Origin of the sequence: Flavobacterium sp. DSR2-3-3 (assembly GCF_049896585.1) — a bacterium.
In the GTDB taxonomy this organism is placed as follows: domain Bacteria; phylum Bacteroidota; class Bacteroidia; order Flavobacteriales; family Flavobacteriaceae; genus Flavobacterium.
Map to the genome: position 1 here is coordinate 1 of NZ_JAFCUP010000012.1, position 13,579 is coordinate 13,579.

The window sequence follows — 13,579 nt, forward strand, 5'->3', positions numbered from 1 at the left end:
TCAGGAGCAAATAAAGAACATTTATTCCATTCGAGAGAGAGGGCTTTTTAAAAGTCCTTTCTTTTGAAAAAATGTCTTTATCTCCCCCCTAAAAGTTGCATTAATTAGTTGAATCTAGTTAAGAATAAAATTTAAAATAAATTTTATTAAATTTTGTATTTTTTAGAAATTTCACTGGTCTTATTATCCTTAAATAATTGTTCTATATATGAATATTAATTTTTTTAGGATAATTAAATTGCCTGATAATATTTCAACTTTTCAATTTAATTTTAGTTATTTGCTAAATAATAGGTTTACATTGATAATCTGAGCACACAATGTTTCTAATTGTTACTAAACATTTAATTCCCAAGGGCTATCATGGATTGGCCGTATTTCCTTTTGTATTTATAAAAAATAGTGCGGATAAAGAAAATATGGTTTTTTTAAATCATGAAAAAATTCATCTTCAACAACAAATGGAACTTTTAATAATTCCTTTTTTTGTTTTCTATTTGACAGAATATCTTGTTCGTTTAGCTCAATATAAAAATTCTGACTTAGCGTACAGAAACATTAGTTTTGAAAGGGAAGCTTATGCGAATGAATCTAATTTAGAATATTTAAAAAAGAGACCTTTTTTTAGTTTTTTTAACTATTTGTTTTTGGAAAAATAGTGTTTATTTAAAAACAAATTATACTGCATTAAGATTTTTACACTTTGCTTTTAGTTGTCATTCTGATTTCTTTTCGCTAGGACTTTTAACGCCATAAAAAGTATCAATCTCCATCAATTAACTCTTTTTTTGTTGAAAATTTTTTTACTGTGCTTTGTCATTATTTCACCTTTCTTGTAAATTTAATTATGTAAGAAATTATACAATATAAATTTAAAAAGATGTATTTAAACGATTTTTTATACTTTTTGTCGGTAATATTGCTCTGTGCTATTGTCTTTTTTTTGTAATTTTATATGAAAATATTAATCATTACATCCTTTTATAAATATAAATAAATAAAAAGACTACAAATAATTAATTTTTAAGCTTAATAGTTTCATTTTAAGTCGTAAAACTCTTTGATTTAATTTAAAGCCATACCGTGTTAAAATAATAAATAATATTTATAAATTAACTTAATTCATATGTTTATGAACTCAAAAATACTTAAAAAATCACTGCTTATTGTGACTGGAATTTTAATTCAAAACAATGTCTGTGCCCAGATGTATATAAGTCCTAACAGTTATATTTTTTCCAGTAACGAAGTTGTTTTTATCAACCAACAATTAGAACTAAATGCAGCTACCAGCAATTTTTATTTGAGGGAAAATGGACAGCTTTTGCAAGGATTAACTTCCATCGGTACAAATAAAGGATTGGGTAGTTTATCTGTTTTTCAGGAAGGAACAACTAATAATTTTCAATATAATTACTGGTGTTCTCCAGTGGGAGCAACGAATATTACTCAGGGAAATTCTCCTTTTGGAGTGACTCAACTTAAAGATGTTGCCAGTTTGATTACCTTTAATGAGCCATCAATACTACCAATGAATAATTATAATGGTGCAGCGAGTCCTTTGTCGATAGCCCCATATTGGATAAATAAATTAACCATTTCATCAAATTACTCCAGTTGGATTCAGGTAGGATCTAGTTCCAGTTTGAATGCTGGAGAAGGATTTACAATGAAAGGAACTTCGGGAACTAATGCTACAACAGTAAATGGAGTTCAGAACAATCCGGGAAGTAAACAGCGCTATGATTTTAGAGGAAAACCGAATGATGGCGTTATTGCAATATCCGTTGCAATTGAGCAATTTACTTTGACAGGAAATCCGTATCCGTCAGCAATTGACTTATCCGCCTTTTTAATTGGCGAAACAAATTGCACCGGGATTGCTTATTTTTGGGAGCAAGATCCAACAGTTAATTCTCACTTTATAGCGGATTACAAAGGGGGCTATGGGGCTTTTGCTCCAGGTAATTTGGGAAGTGCCGGGGTTTATACTCCTGCTACTTTTTATTCGTATGATGGTTCCGGAAATGAAGGATCAGCAGGCGGATCAGGAAAAAATTATGAAAAACGTTTTTCGCCAATTGGTCAAGGTTTCTTAATCGATGGAAAAGCAAACGGTTTTGTTCAAATGAAAAACAGTTATAGAGTATTTGTCAAAGAAGAATTAAACAGTTCATTAGCCAAGTTGGCGGGGAATATTACTACACCAAAAATCAATACTGGTTACATGGCTAAAACACAATCTTTATCAGGATTTGATTACACAACAGTAAGTTTAGCACCCACTCCACAAATAAAATTCAATACGTTGATGAACAATCAAGGAGTGCGGCAATTGGCTTTAACCTTAATTCCTGAAGCGACTGATGGAATTGATCGTGGTATGGATGCCATGTCTTCGAGTGATAGTACACCGGCAGATGTTTACTTTGTTTTAGAAGGCGGGGATTTTGTTATTAATGCAATAAATTTTGACATTGATAAAAAAATCCCCATTGGTTTTAGAAATGATAGAGCCGCTAATTATAAAATTACAGTAAAAGAAATAGTTAACTTTACGGGAGTAAGTACGGTTTACTTACACGACAAAGTAAAAGATTTATTTTATGATATTAAAAATGACTTTCATGAATTAGATTTGCCGGCTGGAGAGAATAATACTCAGTTCGAAATTACCTTCAAAAGCAACTCAACTTTGGGAGTCGAAGAGGCAGCCAAGGAGAGTTTTATGATTTTTCAAAATAATTTAACGAAAAATTTAACAATAGATAATCCTTTATTGATGGATCTTGAGACCTGCGGTTTATACGATGTAGCGGGTAAATTAATTTTTGTTAAAAAAGATTTAGGGGTGGATACTTCGTACAAATTTTCAACTTCAGGTTTAGGGGATGGAATTTACATTGTAAAATTGACCACGAAAGACAAATTAGCGGTTGGTAAAAAAGTGATTATTAAAAACTAAAATTCAGAAATGAGAAACACAGAAATGCAATCCATGGAGGTTGCACTTTTTATAATAGATTAATTTTATCTTTGTAAAAAATAAAACAGTTTGAATCAAAAGTTAATTACGGTGTTTCCGAACTTTATTTCAGTGCAAATCAAAAGGGAGGATTTGATCCATCCATTTGTTTCGGGTAATAAGTTTAGAAAATTGAAGTATAATTTGCTTCAGGCGAAAGTAGAAAATCAAGAAACGCTGTTGACTTTTGGAGGAGCTTTTTCGAATCACATTGCCGCGGTAGCTTTTGCCGGAAATGAAAAAGGATTTAAAACTATCGGGATTATTCGCGGAGATGAATTATCGGGTAAAGTTTCTGAAAATCCCACTTTATTATTTGCGCAAAATTGTGGCATGCAATTGGAATTTATTTCAAGAGAAGATTACCGCTTAAAAAGTGAAGGTTCTTTTTTGGAAAACTTAAAACAAAAATTTGGGGGTTTTTATCACATTCCAGAAGGCGGAACAAATGATTTAGCCATCAAAGGATGTGAGGAAATACTAACTTCGGAAGATGCGGATTTTGATTACATTTGTTGTTCAGTAGGGACTGGCGGAACTATTTCGGGAATTATTAATAGTGTTTTACCGCACCAAAAAGTTTTAGGATTTCCTGCTTTAAAAGGTGATTTTTTAAAAGAGGAAATTCGTAATTTTGTCCAAAATGACAATTGGGAGTTAGTAACGGACTATCATTTTGGTGGATACGCGAAAGTTACTGCAGAATTAATTGTGTTTATCAATCACTTTTATCTAGAAAATCAAATTCCTTTAGATCCTATTTATACTGGAAAGATGGTTTTCGGCGTTGTAGATTTGATAAAAAAGAATTATTTTCCTGCAAAATCAAAAATTTTACTTATTCATACTGGTGGAATTCAAGGAATTCAGGGAATGAATATGAAATTAAAAAACAAACAATTACCAACACTAGATATCTATGTTTAAAAAAATCCTACTAATTTTTATAACGATAACGATGGTAGGCTGTAATGCCTCAAAACCAGTTATTACAACAACAAAAAAAGCGCCGTTAAAACCAAAAACGGAAATAGTTCGTAAAGTTAAAAAGACAATCGGTACAAAAGCATCAGTTTTAAAGGTGCCTGTAAAACAGCCGATTACAACAAATCCACCCAAACAAGTATACACAAATCAGGTAACGGAAGTAATTGTATCCACTTCACAAACAGTGGTTAGCAGCGATGTTGTGGCTAATTATATTACTAAATTTAAAGATATTGCAATGGATAACATGAAAGTTTATGGTATTCCTGCAAGTATTGTTTTAGCTCAGGGAATATTGGAATCTGGTGCGGGACGGGGAGATTTAGCAGTAACCGCTAATAATCACTTTGGTATAAAATGCCATGAAGGCTGGACCGGCGAAAGTGTAAAACACGATGACGATGCTGCTCAGGAATGCTTTAGGAAGTACGATAATGTATCGGAGTCTTACAAAGATCACGCACTGTTTTTGACTGGCAGAAGTCGATATTCTAAATTATTTGATTGCTCAAAAGGCGACTATAAAGCTTGGGCGAGAGGACTTAAAGCAGCCGGTTATGCAACGGACCCAAAATACCCGGATAAGCTAATATCATATATCCAACGATACAAATTGCATCAATATGATGATCAGGTTTTAGAGGTGGATTATGTTTTGAAATCCAATCAAATGATTGAAGACTTGAAAATTGAACCAAAAAATTCAAAAATAAATAGAGATAAGAATCTGATTTCATACGTGGTGCAAAAAGGAGACACGTTATATTCTATTTCAAAAAGATTTAATTTAGAGATAAAAGAGTTAAAAGAAAAAAACAATCTGGTAGAGAATGCGCTTTCAATTGGACAACAGTTGGAAATTTACCAATAGTTTTATTCTTTGAAATGTATCAAATATAAAATCCAAATTTTAAATGTTATATCAAAGAAGTAGTCAGCTTTTTGCTGAGGCAGAAAAAGTAATTCCAGGAGGCGTGAACTCGCCGGTAAGAGCATTTAAAGCAGTAGGCGGAACGCCAATTTTTGTCAAAAGTGCCAAAGGCGCATATTTGTACGATGAAGACGGAAACCGTTTGATTGACTATATCAATTCATGGGGACCAATGATTTTAGGACATGCTTACGAACCAGTTGTACAAGCTGTGATTGAGAAAGCGAAGTTAGGAACCTCGTTTGGAATGCCAACAGAATTGGAAACACAAATTGCAGCTTTGGCTGTGTCGATGGTCCCAAATATCGATAAAATCAGATTTGTAAACTCCGGTACCGAAGCTTGTATGAGTGCTGTAAGACTGGCTCGCGGTTTTACCAAAAGAGATAAAATAATAAAATTTGCAGGCTGTTATCACGGTCATTCGGATTCGTTCTTAATACAGGCGGGAAGCGGAGCAATTACTTTTGGTTCACCAAATAGTCCGGGAGTAACTGTAGGAACGGCCAAGGATACTTTGCTGGCACAATACAATGATTTAGAAAACGTAGCCACTTTAATCGAAGCAAATAAAAATGAAATTGCTGCCATAATCGTAGAACCTGTTGCGGGCAATATGGGTTGTATACCGCCTAATAAAGGCTTTTTGGAAGGCTTACGCCAATTGTGTACCGATAACGGAATTCTATTGATTTTTGATGAGGTAATGACCGGTTTCAGACTCGCCGCTGGTGGGGTTCAGGAATTGTTTAATATAGCGGCTGATATCGTTTGCTTCGGCAAAGTAATCGGTGGAGGATTGCCTGTCGGTGCTTTTGCCGCTCGTGCGGAAATCATGAATTATTTGTCTCCGATCGGTCCCGTTTACCAAGCAGGAACATTGTCTGGAAATCCGTTGGCAATGGCTGCAGGATTAGCGATGTTACAAGCATTAGATAGTGATCGTGCTATTTTTCAAAGATTAGAAGAGAAAACAGCGTATTTGGCTGCAGGGATTGATAAAGTGTTGAAAGCAAATAACGTTACATTTACAATCAACAGCATTGGCTCGATGATTTCGGTTCATTTTGATGCTGCTCCGGTGGTTGATTTTCATACAGCAGCAAAAGGAGATAACGAAACGTTCAAGAAATTCTTCCACGGATTGTTGCAGGAAGGAATTTATATCGCGCCTTCCGCTTATGAAACGTGGTTTATTACCGATGCGTTAACGTATGAGGATTTAGATTTTACCATCAGAGCGATAGATAAAGTTTCGAAAACATTTTAAACGCAAAAAAGCCCCAATTTTGGGGCTTTTTTATAAAATAAGATGAAATATTGCAAGTGGACAGATTATTTTTTATCAATCATTCTTGCTGGTTTTCCGTCTTTATGGTGCACCATTCTTTTTTTCATTGCGTGATGTCTTTTCCCTTTAATGTCCTCCCATTTTTTGTATTGGTCAGCTGAAAGAATTTTTTTCATTCTTTCTTTCATCACAATTTGCTCGTCTAACATTTGATTTTTCTTAGCAAAAAGCTCGGCAGCAGTAAGTTGTTTATTAGCCGAATCTTTGCTCGCTTTTCTCTCCGCCATTCTAGCATCTCTTTTGGTACTTTGTTCAGCAATAACTGTACTCATTTCTTTTTGCTGAGAAGCATTCAAATCTAATTCCAAAGTCATCTTTTTTAATTGCAATTGGTTTCTTTGCTCCAATGACATTTGCTCCTTTGGAGCTCTTTCTGTAACTACTTTTCTTTCTTGTGCAAAGCTTGTCATTCCGACAGCTAATAATGCAGCGATAAATAATTTTTTCAATTTGTGTTGTTTTAAGTTTTATAGATATAAGACAAGGGTCGGTTTAAAAAGTTTAATCGTTAACAAAAGTTTATCGTTTGGTTTACCAAGTTCAGTTAAAAAAACGGAAAGAAATACCGAATTAAGTATGATTCCAGTCATAATTAATGCGCTAATCTAATCGCAAATTTGTTAAACAATTCTAAAAACAAATTTATGTACAAATTAACTTTTTTTGTAGTTGCATTCGTAATGTTGACTTCATGTGGTGATAAAACCAAAACCAACGATGATTTTTCAAAAGATACTGCTGCACCTTCTGAAGAATCTGCAACAAACCCAACCGATGCGGTTGCGTATGATCCAAACAGAGGTATCGGAAAACACACCTCAGTAGATCTAGGCGATAAATTGGATGAGGCAATGGCTGCCGAAGGCGAAAAAATACAATCCGTTAAATGTTCTTCTTGCCATAAGTTGACCGATGAAAAATTAGTTGGTCCAGGATGGAAAGGCGTTACTCAGCGACAAAAACCAGAATGGATTATGAACTTCATCACTAATCCAGATCCAATGATTGATAAAGATCCAGCACTTCAAGCGCAACTGGAACTTTGTTTGGTTCGTATGCCAAATCAAGCTTTGACGGATACCGATGCCAGAAACTTGTTGGAATATATGCGTAAAAATGACGGAGTAAAATAATTTAACTCAAAATAACATGAACAATATTTTTATAAAAACAAGTCTTTCCATAGTCTTGGTCAGTGCATTTTTTGGTTCTTGCAGACCTAAAGATACTGCAGATGCCGTAGGAGGTGACGCAGCTCAAAAAGTCTATGTTGCTCCGGGAAAATATGACGAATTCTATAATTTCGTTTCTGGAGGTTTTAGCGGACAAATGAGCGTATATGGTTTGCCAAGTGCACGATTATTGAGAGTAGTTCCAATATTTTCTCAAGATCCGCAAAGTGGGTATGGATACAGTGAAGAAACAAAACCAATGTTGAATACCTCTCACGGTTATGTGCCTTGGGACGATCAGCATCATTTGGAATTGTCTCAAACTAACGGTGAGGTCGATGGTCGTTGGATTTTTGCCAATGCCAATAATACGCCCAGAATTGCCCGTGTGGATTTGAAAACGTTCAAAACAGTTGAAATAATTGAATTACCGAATAGTGCTGGAAATCACTCTTCTCCATTTATTACCGAAAATACGGAATATGTGGTAGCTGGAACCCGATTTAGCGTACCTACTGATAATGCTAACGGTGATGTGCCTATTAATACCTACAAAAAAAATTTTAAAGCCTATTTGAGTTTTGTAAAAGTAGGGAAAGCAGGTGAGATGGATATTGCTTTCCAAATTGAAGCGCCGGGAGTAAATTTCGACTTAAGTCACGCCGGTAAAGGCAAATCTCACGGTTGGTTTTTCTTTTCTTGTTACAATACAGAGCAAGCCAATACTTTGCTGGAAGTGAATGCTTCACAAAATGACAAAGATTATATTATGGCGGTGAACTGGAAAAAAGCCGAAGAGTACATTAAAGCCGGAAAAGGAAAAAAGGTAAAAGCTAAATATGTACACAATACGTGGGATGAAAAAACGCATACGGCAAAGTCTGAAATGAGAACGGAAGTATTAGTATTGGATTCTAAAATATTAAAAGACATTTGCTACATGATTCCATGTCCAAAATCACCTCATGGATGTGATATTGATCCTACGGGAGAATACATTGTGGGTAGTGGAAAATTGGCGGCTTTAATTCCTGTTTTTAGTTTTGACAAAATGAAAAATGCGATTGCTAAAAAACAATTTGATGGCGAATATGAAGGTATTCCGGTCATCAAATATGAAGCAGCGTTATACGGGGAAGTTAAAAAACCGGGATTAGGACCCTTGCATACTGAGTTTGATGGAAAAGGAAATGCGTATACGACTTTCTTTGTTTCTTCAGAAGTGGTGAAATGGGACATTAAATCATTAAAAATTTTAGGCAGAGTGCCTGTTTATTATTCTCCTGGACATCTTTCTATTCCTGGTGGAGACAGTAAAAAACCATTCGGTAAATACATGGTAGTTTACAACAAAATCACCAAAGACAGATACTTGCCAACAGGACCGGAATTAGCACAAGCTGCCCAGTTATTTGACATTAGTGGTGATAAAATGAAGCTTTTGTTGGATTATCCAACTATTGGGGAACCACATTACGCTCAATCTGCTCCCGCTGATTTAATCAGAAACAATGGTCAGTTAAAATTTTATAAAATCGAAGAAAACAATCACTCCTATGTTGCCAAAGGAGAAAAAGAAGCCAAAGTTATCAGACAAGGAAACCAAGTTCATGTTTACATGACTTCCATACGTTCTCACTTCGCTTCTGATAATATCGAAGGAGTAAAAGTAGGGGATGAGGTGTATTTCCATGTCACTAATTTAGAACAAGATTGGGATGTACCCCATGGATTTGCTATAAAAGGTGCTGATAATGCCGAGTTGTTAATCATGCCGGGTGAAACAGCCACTTTAAAATGGATACCGAAAAAAGTAGGCATATTTCCTTTCTATTGTACTGATTTTTGTAGTGCGCTGCATCAGGAAATGTCAGGATATCTAAGAGTTTCTCCAGCGGGAAGTAGTGTTCCCCTAACGTTTAGCTTAGGAACAAATATGCCGGCTAAATAAGAATCACTTCAAATTCAAGAGGGAACAAATTATTTAGTTTGTTCCCTTTTTTAATAAAAAAATCATGAATAATCCAAAAATTTCAACGCTTTCAAAGGTGATGCTTTTGTTGGTGATGGTGCTATTAGTGTCATCTGTTTTTGTTCCAATGTGGAGAATTGAATTGTCAGCTCCTCAATATCCCGAAGGTTTAGTATTGCAGTTGCATGCTAATAAAATAGGTGGCGATGTCGAGATTATTAATGGATTGAACCATTATATTGGCATGAAAACCCTGCATAAAGAAGATTTTATAGAGTTTACTGTATTGCCTTATATCATTGGTTTTTTTGCATTTTGTGCTTTGGCAGTTGCGATAATTGCAAAGAAAAAAGGACTCTATGCCTTGTTCATTTCATTTATTCTTTTTGGAATATTAGCAGGAGTCGATTTTTACCGATGGAATTATGAATACGGGCATAATCTGGATCCGAATGCGGCAATTAGAGTACCGGGGATGTCGTATCAGCCGCCATTAATAGGATACAAACAACTCCTGAATTTTGGAGCGTATTCTATTCCGGATATTGGAGGATGGATGTTAATTGCTTCGGGATTTTTATTGTTTTTATTGGTTATCAAAGAAACTAATCTATTGAATAAATTTAAAAAATCAAATACAACGGCAGCTTTGTTTGTCTTTTTATCTTTTTCTTTTTTTTCCTGCGCCAAAACGGAAGTGGTTCCCATTAAATTGAACGTTGATACGTGCGATTTTTGTAAAATGACTATCGCCGATGGTAAATATGCGGCCGAAGTGATTACTGAAAAAGGAAGAGTTTTCAAATTTGACGATATCATGTGTATGATGCATTATGAAAAAGAAAATGCCAACACAAAAATGACCGCTCATTATGTGAATAATTATACCCAAGATAATGTTTTAATTCCTGCCGAAACTGCTTTCTTCCTTTCCGGAGGAACCATTCAAAGCCCGATGAGAGGCGGCGTTATTGCTTTTTCTTCTGAAAATGAAGCAAAGGAATTTGGAATAAAATTAAAAGCAAAACCAGTTACTTGGGAAGCAGTAATTACAAAATAAACCAGTCGTTTTTTAAATCAGTATGGAATTAAGAACAATGTGTTCTCTTAATTAAATTCTGATGGTTTAATTTTAAAAATAATGAAAAAAATTCTCTACATATTTCTGTTTTATTCTTCATTCCTTCATGCTCATGTGATTGAAGTTGGCGATAACAAACCGATAAAATCAATAAAAAAAGCCATTAATCTGGCTAAAATAGGTGACACGGTTTTAGTGCATAAAGGTGTGTATCGTGAAGGCAATATTGTTATTGACAAAAGAATTGTTTTTCTGGGTATAGGATATCCGGTTTTAGATGGACAAAAAAAGTATGAAGTACTTTCCATTAAAGCAGATAGTGTGGTTGTGCAAGGTTTCAAAGTGATAAAATCAGGGTATGCCTCACTCGAAGATCCCTGCGCAATTAAAGTGTACAATAAAAATCATGTTGTTATACAGAACAATATTTTAGATGATAATTTTTTTGGAATTTACATCCAAAATGGTAAAAACTGCCTGATAAAAAATAATACAATTGTAGCTTATGGCAAAGAAGAACAGCAAATAGGTAACGGAATTCATTGTTGGAAAAGTGAGAATCTCCAAATTATCGCTAACACCATTTCTGGTCATCGGGATGGGATTTATTTTGAATTTGTTACCAATTCCGTTATCTGGAGGAATATTTCAACTAACAATATTCGTTATGGCTTGCATTTTATGTTCTCTAATGACGACGCGTATATTACCAATGTTTTTAAGAATAACGGTGCGGGCGTTGCGGTAATGTTTACCAAAAATGTCAAGATGTTCAATAATTATTTCGAAGAAAATTGGGGCGATGGCGCTTATGGATTATTCCTTAAGGAAATCACGGACAGTCATATCATTGGAAATAAATTTTCTAAAAACACTTCTGGAATTCACATGGAAGGAACCAATAGGATTCGGGTTGAAAAAAACGTATTTGAAGCCAACGGTTGGGCGATGAAAATTCAGGCCAGTTGCGTAGACAATGAAATCGTGAATAATAATTTTATTGGAAATACTTTTGATATGGGAACTAACGGAAGTTTAGTTTTAAACAAGTTTGATACCAATTATTGGGATAAGTACGAAGGATATGATTTAGACAAAAATGGTGTCGGCGATGTGCCGTATCATCCGTTGAGTTTATTCGCGGTTTTAGTCGAAAATAATCCCTCGGCGATGTTGTTGTTTCGGAGTTTCATGATCACACTTTTGGATAAATCCGAAAAAGTTTTGCCCAGCATAACTCCAGATAATTTTATAGACAATTCACCTCTAATGCATTCATTACCATTATGATTGAAATAAAAAATATATATAAAAAATTTGGAAAATTAGAGGTTTTAAACAACATTAATCTTTCCTTTACTAAAGGAGAATGCATTGCTTTAATTGGTCCGAATGGTTGTGGAAAAACGACTTTGATAAAAAGTATTTTGGGAATGGTTATTCCTTCTAAAGGCGATATTTTATTCAATGAAAAATCAATTTTAAAGGAATTTAAATACAGGGAACAAATAGGATACATGCCGCAAATAGGTCGTTATCCGGATTATATGACAGTAGGACAAATCATCGAAATGATAAAAAAAATTCGAAATTCGGATCAGGTTTTAGATGAGGATTTAGTCCATGCATTTGAACTCGAAAAAATAGTTAACAAACAAATGCGGACGCTTTCGGGCGGCACAACCCAAAAAGTAAGTGCAACATTGGCTTTTTTGTTTAATCCTGAGGTGTTGATTTTAGACGAACCTACAGCAGGTTTAGATCCATTGGCTTCCGAAATATTGAAAGAAAAAATTATAAAAGAAAAAGAAAAGGGAAAACTAATCTTGATTACTTCCCATCTTTTGAGCGAATTGGATGATTTGATTACTGAAATTATTTACATGCAAGACGGAACAGTACATTTTCATCAAACTATCGCGGATTTATTGGAATCAACAAACGAGCAAAAAATATCCAAAGCAATTGCTAAAATCTTAAAAAACAAAAGCAATGAACAGAATCATTAAAATCATTTTTCTAGACATTCTGAAGAACAAAATTATACTGGCGTACACCCTTATTTTAGCTATTCTTTCATGGAGTTCATTCGGGCTTGAAGATAATTCTGCTAAAGGATTGCTTACCATTTTGAATATAATTTTATTCACGGTTCCGTTGGTTTCCATTCTTTTTGCCACGATTTATTTGTACAACAGTACGGAGTTTATTGAGCTTTTATTAAGCCAGCCCATTAAGCGCAAGAAAATATGGTTGAGTCTGTTTCTCGGACTTTCGTTAGCAATGGTTTTATCCTTTTTTATTGGTGCCGGAATTCCGCTTTTAATCAATGCGCCGGATAGCGTAGGCATTATGATGCTCGTTATAGGTTGTATGATTACGTTGGTCTTCGTGGCTTTGGCATTTTTAAGTTCTATACTGACCAGAGACAAAGCAAAAGGAATAGGGATTGCCATCATGGGCTGGTTGTATTTTGCACTGCTTTTTGATGGAATAATTTTGTATTTGTTGTTTCAATTTTCGGATTATCCAATTGAAAAAGCAATGATTGTTGTTACTGCGTTCAGTCCAATAGATTTAGCGAGAATTCAAATCTTGTTGCATCTGGATGTTTCGGCGATGATGGGATATACCGGAGCAATTTTCAAAAATTTTTTCGGGACATCTTTGGGGTTGCTGCTTTCTTTCTCGTTGCTGTGTTTGTGGATTATTATCCCATTTTTCATTTCATTAATTAAATTTAAAAACAAAGATTTATAATGTTTAAAGAGATACTTCAAAAACTAGAAAATGCTGCTAATCCAGTGGCGCAAGTGGTTCAAAATACTTCTTGCAGTAAAGTAATGGTAATTGCTTTCAAAAAAGGAATGATTCTTAAGGAGCATAAAACGGATGTTCCTGCTAAATTATTAGTGATAAAAGGAAAGGTGATTTATAAAGAGGAGAATCAACAAAACGAACTCTTTCTTTATGACGAACAAGAAATTCCGGTAGCAGTTTTGCATTCCGTAGAAGCTTTGGAAGACAGTTTGTGTTTATTGTTTAAAGGCTAAAAAATCT

General features: G+C 34.5%; 13 protein-coding genes. 12 read left to right on the forward strand and 1 reads right to left on the reverse strand.

Annotated elements, in window-relative coordinates; translation table 11 throughout:
- The first annotated feature begins 320 nt into the window (after positions 1 to 320).
- The 5 genes from ACP7AQ_RS13815 to hemL all read left to right on the forward strand — a co-directional run bounded on the left by ACP7AQ_RS13815 (position 321) and on the right by hemL (position 6,213).
- On the forward strand, positions 321 to 659 hold the full coding sequence (locus ACP7AQ_RS13815; protein WP_426095879.1) for a hypothetical protein: 339 nt from the start codon (positions 321 to 323) through the stop codon (positions 657 to 659).
- Positions 660 to 1,132: 473 nt separating this feature from the next.
- On the forward strand, positions 1,133 to 2,965 hold the full coding sequence (locus tag ACP7AQ_RS13820) for a T9SS type A sorting domain-containing protein (RefSeq protein ID WP_426095880.1): 1,833 nt from the start codon (positions 1,133 to 1,135) through the stop codon (positions 2,963 to 2,965).
- 90 nt (positions 2,966 to 3,055) lie between these two features.
- Positions 3,056 to 3,952 carry a 1-aminocyclopropane-1-carboxylate deaminase/D-cysteine desulfhydrase gene (locus ACP7AQ_RS13825; protein WP_426095881.1) on the forward strand — a complete coding sequence of 299 codons (897 nt, stop codon included), beginning with the start codon at positions 3,056 to 3,058 and terminating at the stop codon, positions 3,950 to 3,952.
- The gene (locus ACP7AQ_RS13830) at positions 3,945 to 4,883 is read left to right on the forward strand and encodes a glucosaminidase domain-containing protein (protein ID WP_426091041.1); all 939 of its coding nucleotides are present in this window, start codon (positions 3,945 to 3,947) and stop codon (positions 4,881 to 4,883) included. The genes ACP7AQ_RS13825 and ACP7AQ_RS13830 overlap by 8 nt, the downstream gene beginning before the upstream one ends.
- Positions 4,884 to 4,926: 43 nt before the next feature.
- Positions 4,927 to 6,213: a glutamate-1-semialdehyde 2,1-aminomutase gene (hemL, locus tag ACP7AQ_RS13835; RefSeq protein WP_426095882.1), complete on the forward strand. Its 1,287-nt coding sequence runs from the start codon at positions 4,927 to 4,929 to the stop codon at positions 6,211 to 6,213.
- A gap of 65 nt (positions 6,214 to 6,278) precedes the next feature.
- Here the strand turns inward: hemL and ACP7AQ_RS13840 are convergent, their stop codons facing one another.
- Positions 6,279 to 6,743 (reverse strand): hypothetical protein, encoded by a 465-nt coding sequence (locus ACP7AQ_RS13840; protein WP_426095883.1) that lies wholly within the window; start codon positions 6,741 to 6,743, stop codon positions 6,279 to 6,281.
- Positions 6,744 to 6,938: 195 nt separating this feature from the next.
- Between ACP7AQ_RS13840 and ACP7AQ_RS13845 the strand changes: the two genes are divergently transcribed.
- The 7 genes from ACP7AQ_RS13845 (at position 6,939) to ACP7AQ_RS13875 (ending at position 13,572) form a co-directional block, all read left to right on the forward strand.
- A complete protein-coding gene (locus ACP7AQ_RS13845; protein ID WP_426064101.1) occupies positions 6,939 to 7,427 on the forward strand; it encodes a c-type cytochrome in 489 nt (162 codons plus the stop codon).
- Positions 7,428 to 7,443: 16 nt separating this feature from the next.
- Positions 7,444 to 9,417 carry a Sec-dependent nitrous-oxide reductase gene (gene nosZ / locus ACP7AQ_RS13850; RefSeq protein WP_426095884.1) on the forward strand — a complete coding sequence of 658 codons (1,974 nt, stop codon included), beginning with the start codon at positions 7,444 to 7,446 and terminating at the stop codon, positions 9,415 to 9,417.
- A 64-nt stretch (positions 9,418 to 9,481) separates the two neighbouring features.
- Positions 9,482 to 10,498 carry a nitrous oxide reductase accessory protein NosL gene (locus ACP7AQ_RS13855; RefSeq protein WP_426095885.1) on the forward strand — a complete coding sequence of 339 codons (1,017 nt, stop codon included), beginning with the start codon at positions 9,482 to 9,484 and terminating at the stop codon, positions 10,496 to 10,498.
- Between the two features lie 81 nt (positions 10,499 to 10,579).
- On the forward strand, positions 10,580 to 11,809 hold the full coding sequence (locus ACP7AQ_RS13860; protein WP_426095886.1) for a nitrous oxide reductase family maturation protein NosD: 1,230 nt from the start codon (positions 10,580 to 10,582) through the stop codon (positions 11,807 to 11,809).
- Positions 11,806 to 12,528 (forward strand): ABC transporter ATP-binding protein, encoded by a 723-nt coding sequence (locus tag ACP7AQ_RS13865; protein WP_426091047.1) that lies wholly within the window; start codon positions 11,806 to 11,808, stop codon positions 12,526 to 12,528. The genes ACP7AQ_RS13860 and ACP7AQ_RS13865 overlap by 4 nt, the downstream gene beginning before the upstream one ends.
- Positions 12,512 to 13,279 (forward strand): ABC transporter permease subunit, encoded by a 768-nt coding sequence (locus ACP7AQ_RS13870; RefSeq protein ID WP_426095887.1) that lies wholly within the window; start codon positions 12,512 to 12,514, stop codon positions 13,277 to 13,279. The genes ACP7AQ_RS13865 and ACP7AQ_RS13870 overlap by 17 nt, the downstream gene beginning before the upstream one ends.
- Positions 13,279 to 13,572: a hypothetical protein gene (locus tag ACP7AQ_RS13875; protein ID WP_426095888.1), complete on the forward strand. Its 294-nt coding sequence runs from the start codon at positions 13,279 to 13,281 to the stop codon at positions 13,570 to 13,572. Before ACP7AQ_RS13870 ends, ACP7AQ_RS13875 begins: the two co-directional genes overlap by 1 nt.
- The last annotated feature ends 7 nt before the right edge of the window (positions 13,573 to 13,579 follow it).

Excerpts from the sequence above, each read along its gene's own strand:
- ACP7AQ_RS13815 (WP_426095879.1), top strand. The coding sequence starts at position 321 with ATGTTTCTAATTGTTACTAAACATTTAATTCCCAAGGGCTATCATGGA.
- ACP7AQ_RS13820 (WP_426095880.1), top strand. The coding sequence starts at position 1,133 with ATGAACTCAAAAATACTTAAAAAATCACTGCTTATTGTGACTGGAATT.
- ACP7AQ_RS13830 (WP_426091041.1), top strand. The coding sequence starts at position 3,945 with ATGTTTAAAAAAATCCTACTAATTTTTATAACGATAACGATGGTAGGC.
- hemL (WP_426095882.1), top strand. The coding sequence starts at position 4,927 with ATGTTATATCAAAGAAGTAGTCAGCTTTTTGCTGAGGCAGAAAAAGTA.
- ACP7AQ_RS13845 (WP_426064101.1), top strand. The coding sequence starts at position 6,939 with ATGTACAAATTAACTTTTTTTGTAGTTGCATTCGTAATGTTGACTTCA.
- nosZ (WP_426095884.1), top strand. The coding sequence starts at position 7,444 with ATGAACAATATTTTTATAAAAACAAGTCTTTCCATAGTCTTGGTCAGT.
- ACP7AQ_RS13855 (WP_426095885.1), top strand. The coding sequence starts at position 9,482 with ATGAATAATCCAAAAATTTCAACGCTTTCAAAGGTGATGCTTTTGTTG.
- ACP7AQ_RS13860 (WP_426095886.1), top strand. The coding sequence starts at position 10,580 with ATGAAAAAAATTCTCTACATATTTCTGTTTTATTCTTCATTCCTTCAT.
- ACP7AQ_RS13865 (WP_426091047.1), top strand. The coding sequence starts at position 11,806 with ATGATTGAAATAAAAAATATATATAAAAAATTTGGAAAATTAGAGGTT.
- ACP7AQ_RS13870 (WP_426095887.1), top strand. The coding sequence starts at position 12,512 with ATGAACAGAATCATTAAAATCATTTTTCTAGACATTCTGAAGAACAAA.
- ACP7AQ_RS13875 (WP_426095888.1), top strand. The coding sequence starts at position 13,279 with ATGTTTAAAGAGATACTTCAAAAACTAGAAAATGCTGCTAATCCAGTG.